We start from the raw sequence: 17401 nt of genomic DNA on the forward strand, positions 1-17401 counted from the left end.
GGCCCGGCACCCTCGAAAGGCGCAGGCCGTGGCAATTGAAAGGGGACGGAAAACGAAAGCGGGCGGCGGGATCACCCGCCGCCCGAAAGCTGTTCAGCCCGAGTCGCCAAGACCCAGAACCGTGTCGATCATCTCTTGCGCGCCGTCGACCTCGGCGGCGAAGGCGTCGTAGACCGGCTTGGACGCTTCGATAAAGGCGGCCTTGTCGGCGGTGTTCACCTCGACGCCGGCATCCTCGATCTCCTTGAGCAGCTCTGTTTCCAGTTCAGCGGCCTTCTCGTAGGTGAAGTCCTGTGTCTGGTTGGCGCAGTCGGTCAGCCCGGCCTTCACGTCATCGGGCAGGCCGTCGAACTTGCTCTTGGAAGCGAGGATATAGGCCGGCGTGTAGACGTGGCCGGTGATCGAAAGGTATTCCTGCACTTCCTGGAACTTGGCCGAGGCGATCTGTGCATAGGGGTTTTCCTGGCCGTCGATCACGCCGGTCTGCAGCGCGGTGAACACGTCGGAGAACGCCATCGGCGTCGGGTTGGCGCCGTATTCCTGGAACATCCGCAGACGCCAGACGCCGTTCGGCGTGCGCAGCTTGACGCCTTCGAGGTCCGACGGCACGTTGATCGGGCGCACGTTGTTGGTGATGTGGCGGAAGCCGTTCTCGGCCAGGCCGACGATGTGGTAGCCGTTGTCGTTCGCGGCCTGCTGGAACGTATCCATCATCTCGTCCTGGACACGGCGCATGTGGTCGCGGCTGGTGATGATGTAGGGCATCTCGAAGATACCGAAGCTGTCATCGACCGAGGACATGATCGAGGACGGCAGCGAGAAGTCCATCTGCCCCAGCTTGAGTTTCTGCAGCATTTCCTTGTCGTTGCCCAGCTGCGACGACCCGAAGGTCTGCACCTGGACCTTGTCGGGCATGGCGCCGTTCACGCATTCGGCAAAGTGGTTGACCGAAGCCTCGAACAGCGAGCCGGGCGCGCCGACATGGCCGAACTTCATGGTCATTTCCTGCGCCGATGCGGCGCCGGCAACGCCGGCAAGCGCGGTGGCCGCCAGAAGTGTCTTGATGGTCTTCATGATGTCTCCTCCCAGAGTTTTACGTGTCTTTCGGGCCGTCGCCCCGCGAAGGCCCGCCGGTCAGGCGAGCATCCGCATCGCGGCTTGCACCCCACCGCTTTCGTGGGGCACATCCGCTTTTTTCAGTCCCATTTCGACACCGGCCAAAGTCGCAACCAGCATCAGGTCGTTGAAATCGCCCAGGTGTCCGATTCGGAACACCCTGTCGGCGACCTTGGAGAGGCCATTGCCCAGCGAGATGTCGAAATGCTCCAGCGTCGTGGCCCGGAAGGCGTCGGCGCTGTGGCCTTCGGGCATCTTCACCGCGGTCAGCACGCCGCTTTCCTGGCCCTGCGTGGCGCAAAGCACCTCGAGCCCCCAATGCCGCACGGCCGCGCGAGTCGCGGCGCCGTGGCGGGCATGGCGCGCAAAGACATTCTCCAACCCCTCCTCGTGCAGCATGTCGATGGCCTCGTTCAGACCATAGAGCAGGTTGGTCGCGGGCGTGTAGGGGAAATATCCGGTCTTGTTGGGGCCCAGCATCTCGGCCCAGTCCCAGTAGGACCGTTGCAAGGTCGCCGTCTTGTTTGCTGCGAGTGCCTTGGCGCTTACCGCGTTGAACGACAGGCCCGGCGGCAGCATCAGACCCTTCTGCGAGCCGGACACCGTCACGTCCACGCCCCAAGCATCGTGCTGATACTCCAGCGACGCAAGACCCGAGATCGTGTCGACCATGAAGAGCGCCGGGTGCCCCGCCGCGTCGATAGCCTTGCGCACGGCGGCGATGGGCGACACCGACCCGGTCGAGGTTTCGTTGTGGACAACGCAGACGGCCTTGATCTCGTGGCCCTTGTCCTCGGCCAGCCGCGCCTCGATCCGCTCGGGATCGGCACCGCCGCGCCAGTCGCCCTCGATGAACTCGGCCTGAAGACCCAGCTTTTCCGCCAGCTTCTTCCAGAGCGTCGCGAAATGCCCGGTCTCGAACATCAGCACCTTGTCGCCGGGCGACAGCGTGTTTACCAGCGCCGCCTCCCAGGCACCGGTGCCGGACGCGGGATAGATGAAGACATGCTCTTCGGCGTTGAAGATGGTCTTGAGCCCGCTCAGCGCCTTTTGGCCGACCTTGGCGAAATCCGGCCCGCGGTGGTCGATGGTCTGCTGGGAAATCGCGCTCAGGATCCGGTCCGGCACGGCGCTCGGCCCCGGGATCTGCAGGAAATGACGGCCCGCTTTTCTCATGACACCAAGCTCCGCATACTTCCCCCATCTTTCCCGCCGCGACGATCCGCACAGCGCTTGCTTTCGATTTTCGTTGCCTAACCATAATTTTGAATGCAAAATTAAGTCAACAAAAATTATCGCCCACCCCGACTGCAAGAAACGGACGCCTCATGCCCCAGCTTTCCGACATCCTGAAATCCCGCGTCGAAGGCGACCTTCTGTTCGACCGGTTCTCGCGGGGGCGGTATGCGACCGACGCATCGCTCTACCAGATGATGCCGCTGGGCGTGCTGTCGCCGAAATCTACCGACGACATCGCCGCCGCCATCGACATCGCCCGCGAACAGCGCGTGTCGCTGCTGCCGCGCGGCGGCGGCACCTCGCAATGCGGGCAGACCGTGAACGAGGCGCTGGTGCTGGACAACACGCAGTACTTCAACGACATCCTCGAACTCGACGTCGAGAACATGCGCTGCGTGGTGCGCCCCGGCATCGTGCTGGACGAGCTGAACCGGCAACTCAAACCGCACGGTCTGTGGTTCCCCGTCGACGTCTCGACCGCGTCGCGGGCCACCATCGGCGGCATGGCCGGCAACAACTCCTGCGGCGGCAAGTCGCTGCGCTACGGGATGATGCGCGACAACGTGCTGTCCATCGACGCCTTCCTCGCCGACGGCAGCCACCATCACTTCGGCCCCGCCGGGTCCGATGCGACGCCGGGGTATTCCGACCTGCTGGACGACATGCTGCGCCTCGGCACCCGCGAGGCCGACGAGATCGACGCGCGCTTCCCGAAGGTCATGCGCCGGGTCGGCGGCTACAACATCGACGCGCTCACCCCGCGCCAGTCGCCGGTGAACCTCGCGCAGCTTCTGGTCGGCTCCGAGGGCACGCTGGCCTATTCCACCGCCATCGAGCTCAGGCTCTGGCCGATCCTGTCGCAGAAGGTGCTGGGCGTCTGCCACTTCCCCACCTTCCACCAGGCGATGCAGGCGGCGCAGCATCTGGTGACGCTGAAGCCGCAGGGTGTGGAGCTGGTCGATTCGACCATGATCGCCCTCGCCCGCGACATCCCGATGTTCCGCAAGACCATCGAAGAGGTGGTGACCGGCAACCCCGAGGCACTGCTGCTGGTCGAATTCGCGGAGGAAGACACGTCCCGGCACCCCGAAAGGCTCAAGGCGCTCGAAGAGATGATGGGCGACCTGGGCTATTCCTGGACCGGCACCGGCAAGGCCTGGGGCGGCGTGACCAAGGTCACGGATGCCGCGATGCAGGGCCGCATTGCCGATCTGCGCAGTTCCGGCCTCAACATCATGATGTCGATGAAGGACGACGGCAAACCGGTGTCCTTTGTCGAGGATTGCGCCGTCGAATTGCCGGATCTCGCCGACTACACCGCCGGCCTGACCGAGATCTTCGAAAAACACGGCACCACTGGGACTTGGTACGCCCACGCTTCGGTCGGCTGCCTGCATGTGCGGCCGGTGCTGAACCTCAAGCTCGACAAGGACGTCAAGGCGATGCGCGCCATCGCCGAGGAATGTTTCGACCTTGTCGGCCGCTACAAGGGGTCGCATTCGGGCGAACACGGCGATGGCATCGTCCGCTCGGAATTCCACGAGAAGATGTTCGGCGCCCGCATGGTCGCCAACTTCGCCGAGGTGAAGAAACGCTTCGACCCGGACGGGCTGTTCAACCCCGGAAAGATCGTCGATGCGCCAAGGATGGACGACCGGCGGCTCTTTCGCTACGGCCCGGACTACAAGGCACCGGAGTTCCGGACCGAGCTTGACTGGTCCGACTGGACCGGCAGCGGCGGCGGATTTCAGGGCGCCGTCGAGATGTGCAACAACAACGGCGCCTGCCGCAAGCTGAAGGGCGGGGTCATGTGCCCGTCCTTCCGTGCGACCCGCAAGGAAAAGGACCTGACCCGCGGCCGCGCCAATTCCCTGCGGCTGGCAATCACCGGGCAGCTTGGTCCCGATGCTCTGACTTCGGATGCGATGGCCGACACCATGAAGCTTTGCGTGTCCTGCAAGGGCTGCAAGCGCGAATGCCCCACCGGCGTCGACATGGCCCGGATGAAGATCGAGGTTCAGGCGGCCCGGGTCCGCAAGCACGGGCTGAGCCTGCACGACCGGCTGGTCGGCTACCTGCCCCGCTACGCCCCGCTGGCGTCAAAGCTGTCGTTCCTCGCCAACCTGCGCAATTCCGTGCCGGGACTTGCGAAACTGACCGAGCGCCTGACCGGCTTTACCGCCACCCGCGACCTGCCGCACTGGAGCGCGCGGCCCTTTCGCGACGACGAGGTGCGCAAGACCGAAGCGCCGGGCGCGGTGCTGTTCGCCGATTGCTTCAACCGGTATTTCGAACCCGAGAACCTGCGCGCCACGGTCAAGGTCATGGAGGCCGCCAAGGTGCCGCTGCACGTCGCCGCGGCTCCGAAGGGCGAACGCCCGCTCTGCTGCGGGCGCACCTTCCTGTCCGCGGGCCTTGTCGACGAGGCACGGACCGAGGCGAAGCGGCTGATGGATGCGCTGGTGCCCTACGCCGAACAGGGCCTGCCCATTGTCGGACTGGAGCCCAGTTGCCTTCTGACCCTGCGCGACGAGATCCCGGCCCTGCTGCCCGGCGCTGAAAGCGCGCTGCTGGCACGGCAGGCGCGGATGCTCGAAGAATACATCGCCGATCAGGATGGCGATCCCGATTTCGACCTGCCGCTGAGTTCTCCGGCGCCGAAGGTGCTGCTGCACGGGCATTGCCACCAGAAGGCCATGGGCGTGATGTCCAGCTTGGAAAAAACGCTGGCACGCCTGCCCGATACCGAGGTCGAGGTGGTCGAAACCAGCTGTTGCGGCATGGCGGGGGCCTTCGGCTATGGTAGCGACACGCACGAGGTGTCGCGCAAGATGGCCGAGGCCGACCTCGCGCCGGCGGTCCGCGCCGCCGATAAGACAACGCTGGTCGTGGCCGACGGCACATCCTGCCGGCACCAGGTGGCGGACACGACCGGGCGCAAGCCGATCCATGTGGCACGGCTGTTGGAAATGGCGTTGAAACGGTGAGGCGAGGCACAGGATGAAGGACGCAGGATCACAGTTCACGATCACCCGCAAATCGCTGCACCAGGAACTGGTGGACCGGTTGCAGGTGATGATCATCGGCGGCGAACTGGTGCCCGGTGCCAAGGTGCCGGAAAAGACACTCTGCGCCACCTTCGGCGTGTCGCGCACGCCGCTGCGCGAGGCGCTCAAGGTGCTGGCCTCGGACGGGCTGGTGCGGCTGGAGCCGAACCGCGGCGCCTGGGTCACGACGGTCACCGTCAGCGAGGTCAACGAGGTCTTTCCGGTGCTCGGCGCGCTCGAGGCGCTGTCGGGCGAGCTTGCCTGCAAGAGCATCACCGACGCAGAGATCGAGACCGTGCGCCACCTGCATGAAGAGATGCTGCAAAGCTACGAGGACCGCGACCTGGACCGCTATTTCGCGATCAACCAGAAGATCCACCGCGCCATCCTCGACGCCGCGCGCAACGAGACGCTGACCACCTCGTGCCACGCGCTGTCGTTCCGGATGCAACGCGCCCGCTACCTGGCCAACATGACCGAGGGCCGCTGGCGCACGGCGGTGCAGGAACACGAGAAGATCCTGCAGTACCTGGTCGCGCGGGACGGGCCGAACCTGGCGCGGACGCTGCTCGACCACATGGAGTCAAAGCGGGTTTCCGTGGTCAAATGGCTCGAATCCCGCGACGCGATGCCCGACAGCGCCTGACGCGCGCCGTTTCAGGTCCTGCGGCCCGCCAGCAGGGACGATTTGGCGATCTTGTCGTTCAGCGTCCGGCGCGGAATGCCCAGAAGGCGCGCCGCCGCTTCGGTGTTGCCCTGGCACTGGTCCAGCACGCGGGCGATCTCCTGCACCTCGAAGGCGGCGACGAGGTCGCGCAGGGTCTGGTGGGTGTCGACCGCCGGGCCGGTGGCGGTGTCCCGCACCGCGCGCCGCGGCGCGGAAAGGCCCAGCACGTGACGATCCGCCAGCAACCGCAGCTCGTGCGCATTTCCGGGCCAGTGATGCGCCTGCAGCGCCTTGCGATCCTGGAAACTCAACTCGGGCACCGCGCGCCCATGCCGCGCGGCGGCCCGTCGAACGAAATGCTGGAAGATCTCCGGAACATCCGCCGCGATCTGCCGCAGCGGCGGAAGCGTCACCTCGTATCCCGCAATGCGGTAGTACAGATCCTCGCGGAACGCTCCGGCGCCGATGGCCTCGCGGAGAGGATTGGATGTCGAGGCGACGACGCGGAAATCGAGCTTGCGCGCACCCTCGGCGCTTTCGACTTCGCGGGTCTGGAGGACCCTCAGCATCTTCGGTTGAAGCGCCGGAGCCAGCGTGTCGATCTGATCCAGGAACAGCGTACCGCCATCGGCCGAGGCGATAAGCCCCGTGCGCGTTGCGTCCCGACCGTCGCCGAAAAGCACCTGTTCGGCACCGACGTCCGGCAGGATCGCGCAGTTGACCACCACGAAAGGGCCGTCGCCGCGCGGCCCCTTCCGGTGCAACTGCCGCGCCGCCAGTTCCTTGCCGGTGCCGGTCTCTCCGGTCAGCACCACGTCGATATCGAGCGGCGCGACTTCGGCCAGCGTGCGACGCAGGGCGGCGATCGGCCGGCTGTCACCGACGAAATCGTCCTGCTCTTCCAGCCTGGTCTGCAGCCGCGCCACCTCGGCCTTGAGCCGCACGGTCTTGAGCGCGCGCTCGATCACCGACATCAGGTGTTCGGCGTCATAGGGTTTTTCCAGGAAATCCTCCGCCCCGCGCTGCATCGCGCGCACCGCATGGGCGACATCCCCGTGACCGGTCAGCAGCACGACCGGCACGTCGCATCCCGCCTCTGTCAGCTTGTCGAGCAGGCCGATCCCGTCCAGCCCCGGCATCCGCAGGTCGGTGAGCACCAGCGCCGGGGCATCGTCGAGCGCCGCGACCAGCGCCGCCTCGCCGCCGGTGAAAGCGACGGTCTCGTGCCCAACGGCGCAAATCAGGTCGCAAAGCCCATCAAGGTGGTCGGGGTCGTCGTCCACCACGAAAATGCGCGCGCCGCTCATTCGGCGGCCACCCGGTCTTCGGTCAGAAGCTCGAAACTCAGCGTCGCGCGGGTGCCGCCGCCCGGTGCATCGGCCAGTTGCATCCGGCCGCCGAATTCCTCGACGATGGCGCGCGAGATCGACAGGCCCAAACCCAGGCTCTCACCGGTCTGCTTGGTGCTGAAGAACGGCTCTGCAACGCGCGCCAGCAGCGACGAGGGAATGCCGAGACCGTTGTCGACCACGGCGATCTCGACCATGCTCCCACTGCGGCTGCGTTCGACCGCGATGCGGGCATCGGCGCGGCCCGCCACGGCATCGAGCGCGTTCATCAGGAGGTTCACAAGCACCTGTTCCAGCCGAACCTGCCCCGCCAGGATCACCGGCGACGGACCGTCCGGGTCAAAGCCGATGGAGACACCCCCATCGGTTGCACGTGGTGCCACCAGTTCCAGAGCGCCGTGGATGGCGGCATCGACCGGCACCGGCCTGCGGTCGCCGGATTCCTTGCGCGAAAAGCTTTTCAGATGCCGAATCGTGCGCAGGATGCGGCGGATATGCCCGCGCGCCTTCTCGATGCGCGAGGTCGCGTAGGCATCCTCGATCTTGCCTGACAGCAGGGCCGCGGCCAGCGTCGCCTCCATCGCCGCGAGCGGCTGGCTGATCTCGTGCACGATGGCCGCGGACATGCGGCCAAGAGCGGCCATCTTCTCGGAATGCACCAGCGCATCCTGTGCCTCGCGCAGATCGTCCTCTGTCCGGCGGCGTTCCTCGATCTCTCGCGCGAGCGCCGCGGTGCGTTCGGTCACACGGGTTTCCAGCAGCGCCCCCTGCCGCAGCCGCAGGTCGATGAGCCGCCGCCGCTGCCGGTAGGTCTGCGCCAAAAGGCCAAGCATCAGCGTCGTGAGCAACGCCACGGCCCCGGTCATCCACGCCGCGCGCAGCGCCGGCGCCGCGGGAGTGCTGCCCAGCAGCGTCCAGTCTTCGACCGGCAGGCGTTGCTGGCGCAACAGCCGCAGGCTGCTGTCCAGGGCCGCGAGCTGCTGATCCGCCGCTTCCAGCACTGGCGCACGTTCGGTGACCGGGATCTCGGCAAAGGCCCGCGCCTCGGCGATCGCCGCCTCCCGCGCCGGGTCGAGCGGCGTCAGGGGACGGTAGATCCAGTCCGGCGCACCCGACAGGATCACCACGCCATACCGGTCCGCCACCGCCAGCGTCCCGCCCGCGTCACGCCAGGTCTCTTGCAGCGGCCGCAGGTCGACCTTGACCACCATTACCGCTGTGCGGTCTGCAATCCGGCCCCGCGAGGACAGGAAATATCCCGGCTTTCCGGTCGTCACCCCGACCGCGTAGAAACGCCCGGCACCGACGCGCATCGCATCGCGGAAATAGGGCCGGAAGGCGTAGTTCTCGCCGACGAAGCTGCCGGCGTCCTGCCAGTTGCTCGACGCCAGCGTCGTGCCGTCGGCATTCAGCAGGAATAACTCGTCGGCGCCCGACTGTTCTGCGGCGACGGCCAGCGCCCGGCTGGCGGCCAGCGTTGCCGTTGCATCCTCGGGCGCGCTGATAGCGGCGCGGATGCGCGGATCTTCGAGCGCCAGCGACGGCAGGTAGCGGAACCGCTCGATCTCCGCTTCGATGGTGCGCGCGGTGAGCACCAGAGACCGGTCCAGCCGCTGTCCGAGAGAGGCCTTCGCCACATGCCATGCGGCAAACCCGGCCACCCCGGCGGCGAGGATCGCGCAGAGCAGAAGCAAGGGCCAGGCGGTCTTGGGGTGCCGGGGTGTCATGGCGTTTACTCTGGCACGGTTGCGGGCCGTGCGGAACGGGTATCGTCGCAGGGCGCGATGCGGATCGGGGCGCCGCGCGTTTCTCCGATCTCGCGGCAGGTGCCATCGGCGCACAGGCGCCAACCGGCGCCCGTGGCCCCCGAGGCGGCGAGCAAAAGCTCCGGCACCCTCTGCCCGCCGTCCGACACCCACCAGCCGTCCCTGAGGCGCGCCTCCGGACCTGGCTCCATCCCCGCCCCCGATCCGCGCAACGCACTGCGGTCGAGCCGCAGGGCGCCGCCATCAACCGTCCAAGTCTCGACCCAGGCGACACGCTCGACCGAATGGGTCCAGTCGAGCGTGAAGCTGGGCTGCGCCAGCGCCAGCACCGCCGCGCCGATGGCAAGGCACGCGGCGCTCATGCCCGCGCGGCCCGGCGTCCGCCGATCCAGATCGTGCCGAAGGTCAGGGCCGCCAGGGCAAAGCCGATCTCGTCGGTGAGCGGCAGCGCCGCGATGAGCGTGAAGGCCGCGATCATCGCCAGCGCCCGCACCGGCCAGCCCAGCCGGTGCCCCAGCCAGCCGATCACCGCGACGCCCCAGAGCGCGATCGACAGAACCGTCTTCGCGATCACGTAGACGACCGCCGGCCAGAACCCGATGGCCTCGGCCAGCGGTCCGCCCGGCTGCAGCATCAGCACCGGCGTGTAGACCGCCATGAACGGAATGACGAAGCCCGCCGCCGCGACCTTGATCGCCTCCATCGAGATGCGCAGCCCGTTGGCCTTGGCGATGGGCGCCGCGGCAAAGCAGGCGAGCGCCACCGGCGGCGTCAGGTCCGCGAGGATGCCGAAGTAGAAGACGAACATGTGGCTGACGATCAGCGGCACCCCGAGGTCCAGAAGCGCCGGGCCGGCGATGGACGAGGTGATGATGTAATTGGGGATCGTGGGGATACCCATACCGAGGAAGATGCAGGTGACCATGGTCAGCACGAGCGACAGGAAAAGGCTTTCCTGCCCGATCGACACGATGAACTGGCCGAATGTGTTGGCCGCACCGGTCAGCGTCATGGTCCCGATGATGACCCCCACCAGCGCGCAGGCCACGCCGACGGGAAGCGCCGTGCGCGCGCCTTCGGCGAGGCTGTCGCGAATGAGGCCCAGCGTCTCGCGCCCGCCTTTCGACACGGCGCACCAGAGGACCAGCACCGCGATGGCGGCAAAGAGCACGTTGGTCCCGAATTGCAGGAAGGCCGCCGTCACAAGTCCCAGCCCGATCCAGAACAGCACCCGCAGCGTCGTGGACGGCAGGCCCAGCACCACAGACCCGCCGAGGATCAGCAGCACCGTGAGCGCAAGGCCGACCGTGCCCGCGAAAAGCGGCGTGTAGCCGCCGAAGAGCAGGTAGATCAGAACGCCCAGCGGCACCAGCAGCATCCAGCCGTCCTTGACCGCCTTGAGAGGTGAAGGCAGATCCTCGCGCGGCAGGCCGCGCAGCGCGTGCTTCCCGGCTTCGAGGTGGACGATCCAGAAGGCCGAGGCGAAATACAGAACGGCCGGGACCAGCGCCGCCTTCACGACCTCGACATACGGCACGTCCAGCGTCTCGGCCATGATGAAGGCGACGGCGCCCATCACCGGCGGCATGATCTGCCCGCCCATGGAGGCCGTCGATTCGACGCCGCCCGCGAATTCTGCGCGGTAGCCGAAGCGCTTCATCAACGGGATGGTGAACTGTCCGGTGGTGACGACGTTGGCAACGCCCGAGCCCGAGATCGTGCCCATCAGCCCCGACGATACCACCGACACCTTCGCGGCTCCGCCCTGGCGGTGGCCGAAGAGGCCCATCGAGACATCGGTGAAGAGCGTGATCATCCCCGCGCGTTCGAGGAAAGATCCGAACAGGATGAAGAGGAAGATATAGGTCGAGGAGACGTAGATCGGGATGCCGTAGATGCCTTCGGTGCCAAAGGCCATGTGGTCGATCACCTGCTCGAAGGCGTAGCCGCGGTGATTGAGCGGGAACGGCAGGTATTCCCCGAAGAGGCAATAGGCCAGGAACAGACCCGAGATGATCGGCAGCGCGATGCCCATCATCGCATAGGCGGCGGCAAAGACCGTCATTAGCGCCGCGACACCGACGATGATATCCAGGTGCGTCGGTCGGCCGGCGCGCAGGATGAGGTCACGGTATTCGATCCACTGGTAGGCGGCGATCAGCACGCCTAAGGCCGCCAGGGTCCAGGCCAGCCCGCGCAGCACGGGACCGGCGTCACGCGCATAGGCGATGAGCGGAAAAGTCAGCGCGATCAGAAAGCCCACGTGCACCGCGCGGGTGATCTGGCTGGGCAGGTCGACGAGATGGGCGGCCGTGGCGATCTGGAAGATCGAGAAGATCACCGCGATCCAGAAAAGCACGCGGCCCACGGCTCCGGCGGGAAAGCTCACGCCATGGGTTTCCGCCGCAACCGGCGGCGCAGCTTGGTCGGTCATGTCGGTCTCCGGGATTTGGCAGGGATACGCGCCGCGCATCGGGGGGGATGCGCGGCGCGGTGTCAGGCCGTGATCAGTTGATCAGGCCCTGCTCGCGGTAGTACCGCTCCGCACCCGGATGCAGCGGAACCGGCATGCCGTCGAGCGCTGTTTCCAGCGCGATCTGCGCCGCGGCCTGGTGCGACGAGGTCAGCGTCTCGATGTTCTCGAACAGCAGCTTGGTCATCTGATAGGCCAGCTCCTCTGACACGTCCGCGTGGCTGATCAGGTAGTTGGAGATCGCCACGGTCGGCACGTCCGCATCCTGCCCGTCATAGGTTCCGGCGGGGATCGTCGCCGCCTGGTAGGGCGCGCCGAGGGTTTCCGCGATCTCCGCCGGGATCGACACCACGGTGATCGGCACCGAGGACGACAGGTCGCGGATCGACGCCACGCCCAGACCCGCCGATTGCAGCGTCGCGTCAAGCTGGCGGTTCTTCATCAGTTCGACCGATTCGGCAAAGGGCAGGTATTCGGTCTTGCCAAGGTCGTCATAGCTCATCCCGGCGGCGCCGAGGATGGCGCGGGCGTTCAGTTCCGTGCCCGAGGCAGGCGCGCCGACCGAAAGGCCCTTGCCCGGCAGGTCGTCGAGCGTGGCGATGCCGCTGTCGGCGAGCGCCACGAGCTGTATGAAGTTCGGATAGATCGCGGCGATGCCGCGCAGCTGGTCGAGCTTTTCGGGAAACCCCGCCTCGGCATCGCCTTCCCAGGCCGCCGCGACGCTGTCGCCGAGGGCAAAGGCGATCTCGCCCCGGCCCTGCTGCAAGAGGTTCAGATTCTCGACCGACGCCTTGGTGGACTGCACCTGCGTCCGCACCTGGTCGATATTCTCGGCATAGATGTTCGCAAGCCCCGCGCCCAGCGGATAGTAGACGCCCGACGTGCCGCCGGTCAGCACGTTGACGAAATTCTGCGCCTGCGCGCCGGTGGCGGCAACCGCGACGACGGATGCAAGAAACGTGCCGCGCAGCGCGGATGTGAAATGGCTCATGGTGTCCTCCCTTGACGTAAGCGGCCGCCCGGCGGGCGACCGGGCACAGCAAGCGCGAGGCGGGAGGGAAAGGCAAAACCTGCGCGCCGGGGCGCGGAAATCAGCGCGCAACGAATTGCCCTGCGGCAGGCGGGGAATTGCCCGATCAGGGGCAATCAATTGATATCAGGATATATTTCTCGGAAAGGCGCAAGCCGACGTTTCGGTGCGACCAGCCGGATCATCGGACCGGCCAGAGAAAGCCGATGCCGCGCCTTCGCGCCGATGCGGTGGACGCTCAGTGGTCAGGTGTTGAACAGGAAGTGCAGCACGTCGCCGTCCTTGACGGTATAGGCCTTGCCCTCGGCGCGCATCTTGCCCGCATCCTTGGCCGCCTGTTCGCCGCCCAGGGTGACGAAATCGTCATAGGCGATGGTCTCGGCGCGGATGAAGCCGCGTTCGAAATCGCCGTGGATCACGCCGGCGGCCTGCGGTGCGAGGGTGCCGCTGCGGATGGTCCAGGCGCGTGCCTCTTTCGGGCCAACGGTGAAATAGGTCTCGAGGTGCAGCAGGTCGTAACCCGCGCGGATCAGCCGGTCGAGGCCGGGCTCTTCCAGGCCCATCTCCGACAGGAACATCTCGGCTTCCTCGGCGTCGAGCTGCGCGATCTCCTCCTCGATCCGGGCCGAGATGATGACATGCGCATTGCCCTGCGCGCTGGCCATCTCTGCCACCGCCTTGGAATGGTCGTTGCCGGTGGCCGACTGGTCCTCGGCGACGTTGCAGACGTAAAGCACCGGCTTGGCGGTCAGAAGTTGCAGCATCTTCCAGGCCTTGGCGTCCTCGGCATCCACCTCGACAGTACGCGCCGGCTTGCCCTCTTCCAGCGCCGCGAGGGCGGCCTTGAGCAGACGTTCCTGCTGCACCGCGTCCTTGTCGCCGCCGCGCACCTTGCGCACGAGGCCCTGCAGGCGCTTTTCGATGCTTTCGATATCGGCGATCATCAGCTCGGTCTCGATCGTGTCCGCATCCGCCACCGGGTCGACCCGGCCCTCCACATGGGTCACGTCGCCATCCTCGAAGCAGCGCAGCACATGGGCGATGGCGTCGACCTCGCGGATGTTGGCCAGGAACTGGTTGCCCAGCCCTTCGCCCTTGGACGCACCTTTGACGAGGCCCGCAATGTCCACGAAGGTCATGCGCGTGGGGATGATCTGCTTGGACTTGGCGATGCCCGCCAGCTTGTCCAGCCGCTTGTCCGGCACCGCGACGTCGCCCACGTTGGGCTCGATGGTGCAGAACGGAAAGTTCGCCGCCTGCGCCGCGGCGGTGCGGGTCAGCGCGTTGAACAGCGTCGACTTGCCGACGTTGGGCAGTCCCACGATTCCCATCTTGAAGCCCATGACGCTCTCCTTCAGCCGCGTTTGAGCCTGTGTCTAGTGGGGGTCCGTGGCGGGTGCAAGGTGCCCCGCATTCTGGCCGCGCATCCCCGGCAGGGATTGTCCCCAGAACCGCCAGAGCATCGCCAGCGCCGCCAGGGTCAGGCCGAAGACGAGCCCCAGCCAGATGCCGACGGCCTCGCCGCCGAGCACGAACCCGAAGACGTAGGAGGCCGGGATGCCGACGCCCCAATAGGCGGCGATGGCCATGATCATCGGCACCCGCGTGTCCTGCATGCCGCGCAGGATGCCCAGCGCGACGACCTGCGCGCCGTCGACCAGCTGGAAGAGCGCCGCCACGGCGAGCAGCGTCACGCCGGTGGCGACGATGGCATCGCGCGCCGGGTCGGCGGGGTCGATGAAGGCGCTCACCAGCAGGTGCGGCAGGGTCAGGAACAGCGTGATGGTCATCAGCGACATGGCCAGCGACAGGCCCAGCACGGTCCGAGCGCCGCGGGCCAGATGCTCGGGATCGTTCCGGCCCAGCGCGTTGCCGGCGCGGATCGTGGCGACATTGCCGAAGCCCAGGTGCACCATGAAGGTGGCCGAGGCGGTCTGCAGCGCGATGCCATGCGCGGCCAGCGGCACGGTCCCGAGCCAGCCCATCATGATCGCGGTGGCCTCGAAGAGCCCGACCTCGGCCAGCGTCGTCAGGCCGATGGGCACGCCCAGCCGGAACACCCGCGCGAACATCTGCGGATCGGCGCGCCAGAAGCGTTGGAACATCGCGTGCTGGGGCATGCGCCGCTGGGTGTAGACCGCGATGGCCACCAGCGCCGTCAACTGCGACAGGATCGCGGCGATGGCCGCCCCGGCGATGCCCAGCTCCGGCGCGCCCCAGTTGCCGAAGATCAGCGCGTAATTGCCCATCCCGTTGGCGATGGCCGCCAGCACCGTGACCAGCAGCACCACGCGCGTCCGCTCCAGCGCCGCGAGGTAGCTTTTCAGCACCATGACCAGCAGCGCGGGCAACATCCCGAAGCCGGCGATGCGCAGGTATGTCTGCGCATCCGCCGCCAGCGCCTCGGTCTGGCCCAACGCCAGCAGGATCGCGCCCGAGAACCACAGCAGCGGCATCACGGCGGCCCAGTAGAGGCCGGACAGCCACAACCCCATGCGCGTCACCCGGCGCACAGTCTGGGTGTCGTCCGATGCGGCGGCCTGCGCCACCAGCGGCATCACCGCCCAGGCAAAGCCGCAGCCCATGAGGAAGAAGACGAAGAAGAACGCCGTCGCCAGCGTCAGCGCCGCCAGAGACTCGGCCCCGTACCAGCCCAGCATGATCGTGTCCGTCAGGCCGATGGCGAATTGCGCGAGATGCCCGCCGATGAGCGGCAGGCCCAGCGTCAGCACCGCACGGATGTGCTGCGAGTATGTCATCCAGGCCGTGTTCATGCGCCGGCTTTAGGCCGCGCGCCGTACCGACACAAGCGCCTCAGGCCCGGCCTCCGGCCAATCCTCGCCGCCGGGCGCCGGAAAATTCGAATTTTCCGGTCCGTTTTCCTCGAGGAAAACGCGCCCCGGGACCGGTCGGCGCGTTACTTTTCCAGCTCGCCGCGCCAGCGGTGCCGCGGCGAGAAGCCGACCATGCGCCGGGCCTTGGAGATGTCGTAGAAGGTCTCGGTCTCGCCCATCTCGCGGCGCACCGGCACGCCCTCGTAGTACCGCGCGATGATCTCGGACGTGCTCAGCGCCACCGAGACGTCTTCGTTGGCGACGTTGAAGACCTCAAAGCCCAGCCCGTCCGTTTCGAGACAGCACTGCACCATACGGCCCAGGTCGCGCGCGTCGATATAGGCGAAGATGTTGCGCCGCCGCTGGTCCGGGTTCTCGATGAAATCCGGGAAGAGCTCGGTGTACTCATGCGGCTCGATCACGTTGTTGATCCGCAGCCCGTAGATGTCGAGGCGCGTGCGCGCCTGGAACGACCGCGCGCAGGCCTCGTTCACCACCTTGGACATGGCATAGCTGTCGTGCGGCACGGTGGGATGATCCTCGTCCACCGGCACGTAGTCCGGCTTCATCTCGCCATCGGCGAAACAGATGCCGTAGGTCGTCTCGGAACTGGCGAAGATCACCTTGGGGATGCCGAGCTTTGTCGCCGCTTCCAGCACGTTGTAGGTGGCGAGCGTGTTGGTGCGGAAAAGCTCGTTGTCGGGCTTGATCAGGATCCGCGGGATCGCCGCGAAATGCACCACGGCGTCGAAGTCGGGGCGCCCGGTGCCCGGCTCGAGCTCGTCCAGACCGGCATAGGAGGTCAGCGCGTTCCAGACCTGACCGTTCTCGGTCAGATCGACGGTGAGGTTGTCGACGCCGGGATGGTCCAGCGGCACGAGGTCGGCGTTGACGACGCGGTGGCCTTGATCGAGCAGGAAAGGGATGACGTGACGGCCGGCCTTGCCGCTACCGCCGGTGAAGAGAATGCGCATGGGTCTGCTCCTGTATCTTGGCGCCACGAGCTAGGGCGCGTCGCCGCCTCGCCCATTGATTTCCCCCCCGAGTTCCGGCAGGACAGCCGGAACCAGTTGCAAGGAACGACCATGACACGCATCGACGCCAGGTTCGCCGCGCTCAAGACCGAGGGAAAGAAGGCCTTCGTCGCCTATGTGATGGCCGGCGATCCGGATTTCGACACCTCGCTGGAGCTGGTGCAGGGCCTGCCGGATGCGGGCGTCGACGTGATCGAACTGGGCCTGCCCTTCACCGATCCGATGGCCGACGGTCCGACGATCCAGCTCGCCGGTCAGCGCGCGCTCGAAGGCGGCATGACGCTGGACCGCACGCTGGAGCTGGCGCGTCGGTTCCGCGAAGGCGACGACAGCACGCCGATCGTGCTGATGGGCTATTACAACCCGATCTATTCGCGCGGCGTCGCCAAGTTTCTCGAACAGGCGAAGGAGGCCGGGATCGACGGGCTGATCGTCGTCGACCTGCCCCCCGAGGAGGACGACGAGCTCTGCATCCCCGCGCAGAAGGCCGGGTTGAACTTCATTCGCCTGGCGACGCCCACGACCGACGACAAGCGCCTGCCCAAGGTGCTCGAGAACACCAGCGGGTTCGTCTATTACGTCTCGATTACCGGCATCACCGGCGCGGCTGCGGCCGAAGCCGCCGATGTCGCGCCCGAAGTGGCGCGGATCAAGTCGCAGACCGATCTGCCGGTGATCGTCGGCTTCGGCATCCGCACCCCCGAAGCATCCGAAAGCATCGCCGGCATCGCGGATGGCTGCGTCGTGGGATCGGCCATCGTGTCCGATCTGGCCTCGGGCAAGCCGGTGGACGAGGTGCTGGCTTTCGTGAAATCGCTGGCGGACGGCGCGCACCGGGCCTGACCG

13 protein-coding genes are annotated in these 17401 nt (G+C 66.7%); 3 read left to right on the plus strand and 10 right to left on the minus strand.

Translation table 11 applies throughout. From position 1 onward, the window contains the following. Positions 1-93: 93 nt before the first annotated feature. Together DU478_RS02700 and DU478_RS02705 are read right to left on the minus strand one after the other, a co-directional pair. Positions 94-1074 (minus strand): TRAP transporter substrate-binding protein, encoded by a 981-nt coding sequence (locus DU478_RS02700; protein ID WP_114509396.1) that lies wholly within the window; start codon positions 1072-1074, stop codon positions 94-96. A 60-nt stretch (positions 1075-1134) separates the two neighbouring features. Next, complete coding sequence (locus tag DU478_RS02705; RefSeq protein ID WP_114509397.1) at positions 1135-2292, minus strand: pyridoxal-phosphate-dependent aminotransferase family protein; 1158 nt, start codon at positions 2290-2292, stop codon at positions 1135-1137. 152 nt (positions 2293-2444) lie between these two features. Here DU478_RS02705 and DU478_RS02710 point away from each other — a divergent pair, with 152 nt between their 5' ends. Both DU478_RS02710 and DU478_RS02715 read left to right on the plus strand, forming a co-directional pair. Beyond that, complete coding sequence (locus DU478_RS02710) at positions 2445-5342, plus strand: FAD-binding and (Fe-S)-binding domain-containing protein (protein ID WP_114509398.1); 2898 nt, start codon at positions 2445-2447, stop codon at positions 5340-5342. A gap of 13 nt (positions 5343-5355) precedes the next feature. Further along, on the plus strand, positions 5356-6048 hold the full coding sequence (locus DU478_RS02715) for a GntR family transcriptional regulator (RefSeq protein WP_114509399.1): 693 nt from the start codon (positions 5356-5358) through the stop codon (positions 6046-6048). Between the two features lie 11 nt (positions 6049-6059). Here the strand turns inward: DU478_RS02715 and DU478_RS02720 are convergent, their stop codons facing one another. The 8 genes from DU478_RS02720 to DU478_RS02755 all read right to left on the minus strand — a co-directional run bounded on the left by DU478_RS02720 (position 6060) and on the right by DU478_RS02755 (position 16495). Continuing rightward, positions 6060-7376, minus strand: coding sequence for a sigma-54-dependent transcriptional regulator (locus DU478_RS02720; protein ID WP_114509400.1), 1317 nt, complete (start codon positions 7374-7376; stop codon positions 6060-6062). After that, positions 7373-9145: a sensor histidine kinase gene (locus DU478_RS02725; protein WP_114509401.1), complete on the minus strand. Its 1773-nt coding sequence runs from the start codon at positions 9143-9145 to the stop codon at positions 7373-7375. Before DU478_RS02725 ends, DU478_RS02720 begins: the two co-directional genes overlap by 4 nt. A 5-nt stretch (positions 9146-9150) precedes the next feature. Next, positions 9151-9546, minus strand: a complete 396-nt coding sequence (locus DU478_RS02730) for a DUF1850 domain-containing protein (protein ID WP_114509402.1) — start codon at positions 9544-9546, stop codon at positions 9151-9153. Then, positions 9543-11618, minus strand: a complete 2076-nt coding sequence (locus DU478_RS02735; protein WP_114509704.1) for a TRAP transporter permease — start codon at positions 11616-11618, stop codon at positions 9543-9545. Before DU478_RS02735 ends, DU478_RS02730 begins: the two co-directional genes overlap by 4 nt. 73 nt (positions 11619-11691) lie before the next feature. Further along, positions 11692-12648: a TAXI family TRAP transporter solute-binding subunit gene (locus tag DU478_RS02740; RefSeq protein ID WP_114509403.1), complete on the minus strand. Its 957-nt coding sequence runs from the start codon at positions 12646-12648 to the stop codon at positions 11692-11694. Positions 12649-12932: 284 nt separating this feature from the next. Then, on the minus strand, positions 12933-14030 hold the full coding sequence (gene ychF / locus DU478_RS02745) for a redox-regulated ATPase YchF (protein WP_114509404.1): 1098 nt from the start codon (positions 14028-14030) through the stop codon (positions 12933-12935). 33 nt (positions 14031-14063) lie between these two features. Next, positions 14064-15446: an MATE family efflux transporter gene (locus DU478_RS02750; protein ID WP_114509705.1), complete on the minus strand. Its 1383-nt coding sequence runs from the start codon at positions 15444-15446 to the stop codon at positions 14064-14066. Positions 15447-15604: 158 nt separating this feature from the next. After that, positions 15605-16495: an NAD-dependent epimerase/dehydratase family protein gene (locus tag DU478_RS02755; RefSeq protein ID WP_114509405.1), complete on the minus strand. Its 891-nt coding sequence runs from the start codon at positions 16493-16495 to the stop codon at positions 15605-15607. Between the two features lie 111 nt (positions 16496-16606). Between DU478_RS02755 and trpA the strand changes: the two genes are divergently transcribed. Then, positions 16607-17398, plus strand: coding sequence for a tryptophan synthase subunit alpha (gene trpA, locus DU478_RS02760; RefSeq protein WP_114509406.1), 792 nt, complete (start codon positions 16607-16609; stop codon positions 17396-17398). The last annotated feature ends 3 nt before the right edge of the window (positions 17399-17401 follow it).

The organism is Thalassococcus profundi, from assembly GCF_003344785.1.
In the GTDB taxonomy this organism is placed as follows: Bacteria; Pseudomonadota; Alphaproteobacteria; order Rhodobacterales; family Rhodobacteraceae; genus Puniceibacterium; species Puniceibacterium profundi.

Coding starts and splice junctions, on each gene's coding strand:
- ychF (WP_114509404.1), bottom strand. CDS start 14,030: ATGGGCTTCAAGATGGGAATCGTGGGACTGCCCAACGTCGGCAAGTCG.
- DU478_RS02750 (WP_114509705.1), bottom strand. CDS start 15,446: ATGACATACTCGCAGCACATCCGTGCGGTGCTGACGCTGGGCCTGCCG.
- DU478_RS02710 (WP_114509398.1), top strand. CDS start 2,445: ATGCCCCAGCTTTCCGACATCCTGAAATCCCGCGTCGAAGGCGACCTT.
- DU478_RS02705 (WP_114509397.1), bottom strand. CDS start 2,292: ATGAGAAAAGCGGGCCGTCATTTCCTGCAGATCCCGGGGCCGAGCGCC.
- DU478_RS02725 (WP_114509401.1), bottom strand. CDS start 9,145: ATGACACCCCGGCACCCCAAGACCGCCTGGCCCTTGCTTCTGCTCTGC.
- DU478_RS02720 (WP_114509400.1), bottom strand. CDS start 7,376: ATGAGCGGCGCGCGCATTTTCGTGGTGGACGACGACCCCGACCACCTT.
- DU478_RS02740 (WP_114509403.1), bottom strand. CDS start 12,648: ATGAGCCATTTCACATCCGCGCTGCGCGGCACGTTTCTTGCATCCGTC.
- DU478_RS02755 (WP_114509405.1), bottom strand. CDS start 16,495: ATGCGCATTCTCTTCACCGGCGGTAGCGGCAAGGCCGGCCGTCACGTC.
- DU478_RS02715 (WP_114509399.1), top strand. CDS start 5,356: ATGAAGGACGCAGGATCACAGTTCACGATCACCCGCAAATCGCTGCAC.
- DU478_RS02735 (WP_114509704.1), bottom strand. CDS start 11,618: ATGACCGACCAAGCTGCGCCGCCGGTTGCGGCGGAAACCCATGGCGTG.
- DU478_RS02730 (WP_114509402.1), bottom strand. CDS start 9,546: ATGAGCGCCGCGTGCCTTGCCATCGGCGCGGCGGTGCTGGCGCTGGCG.
- trpA (WP_114509406.1), top strand. CDS start 16,607: ATGACACGCATCGACGCCAGGTTCGCCGCGCTCAAGACCGAGGGAAAG.
- DU478_RS02700 (WP_114509396.1), bottom strand. CDS start 1,074: ATGAAGACCATCAAGACACTTCTGGCGGCCACCGCGCTTGCCGGCGTT.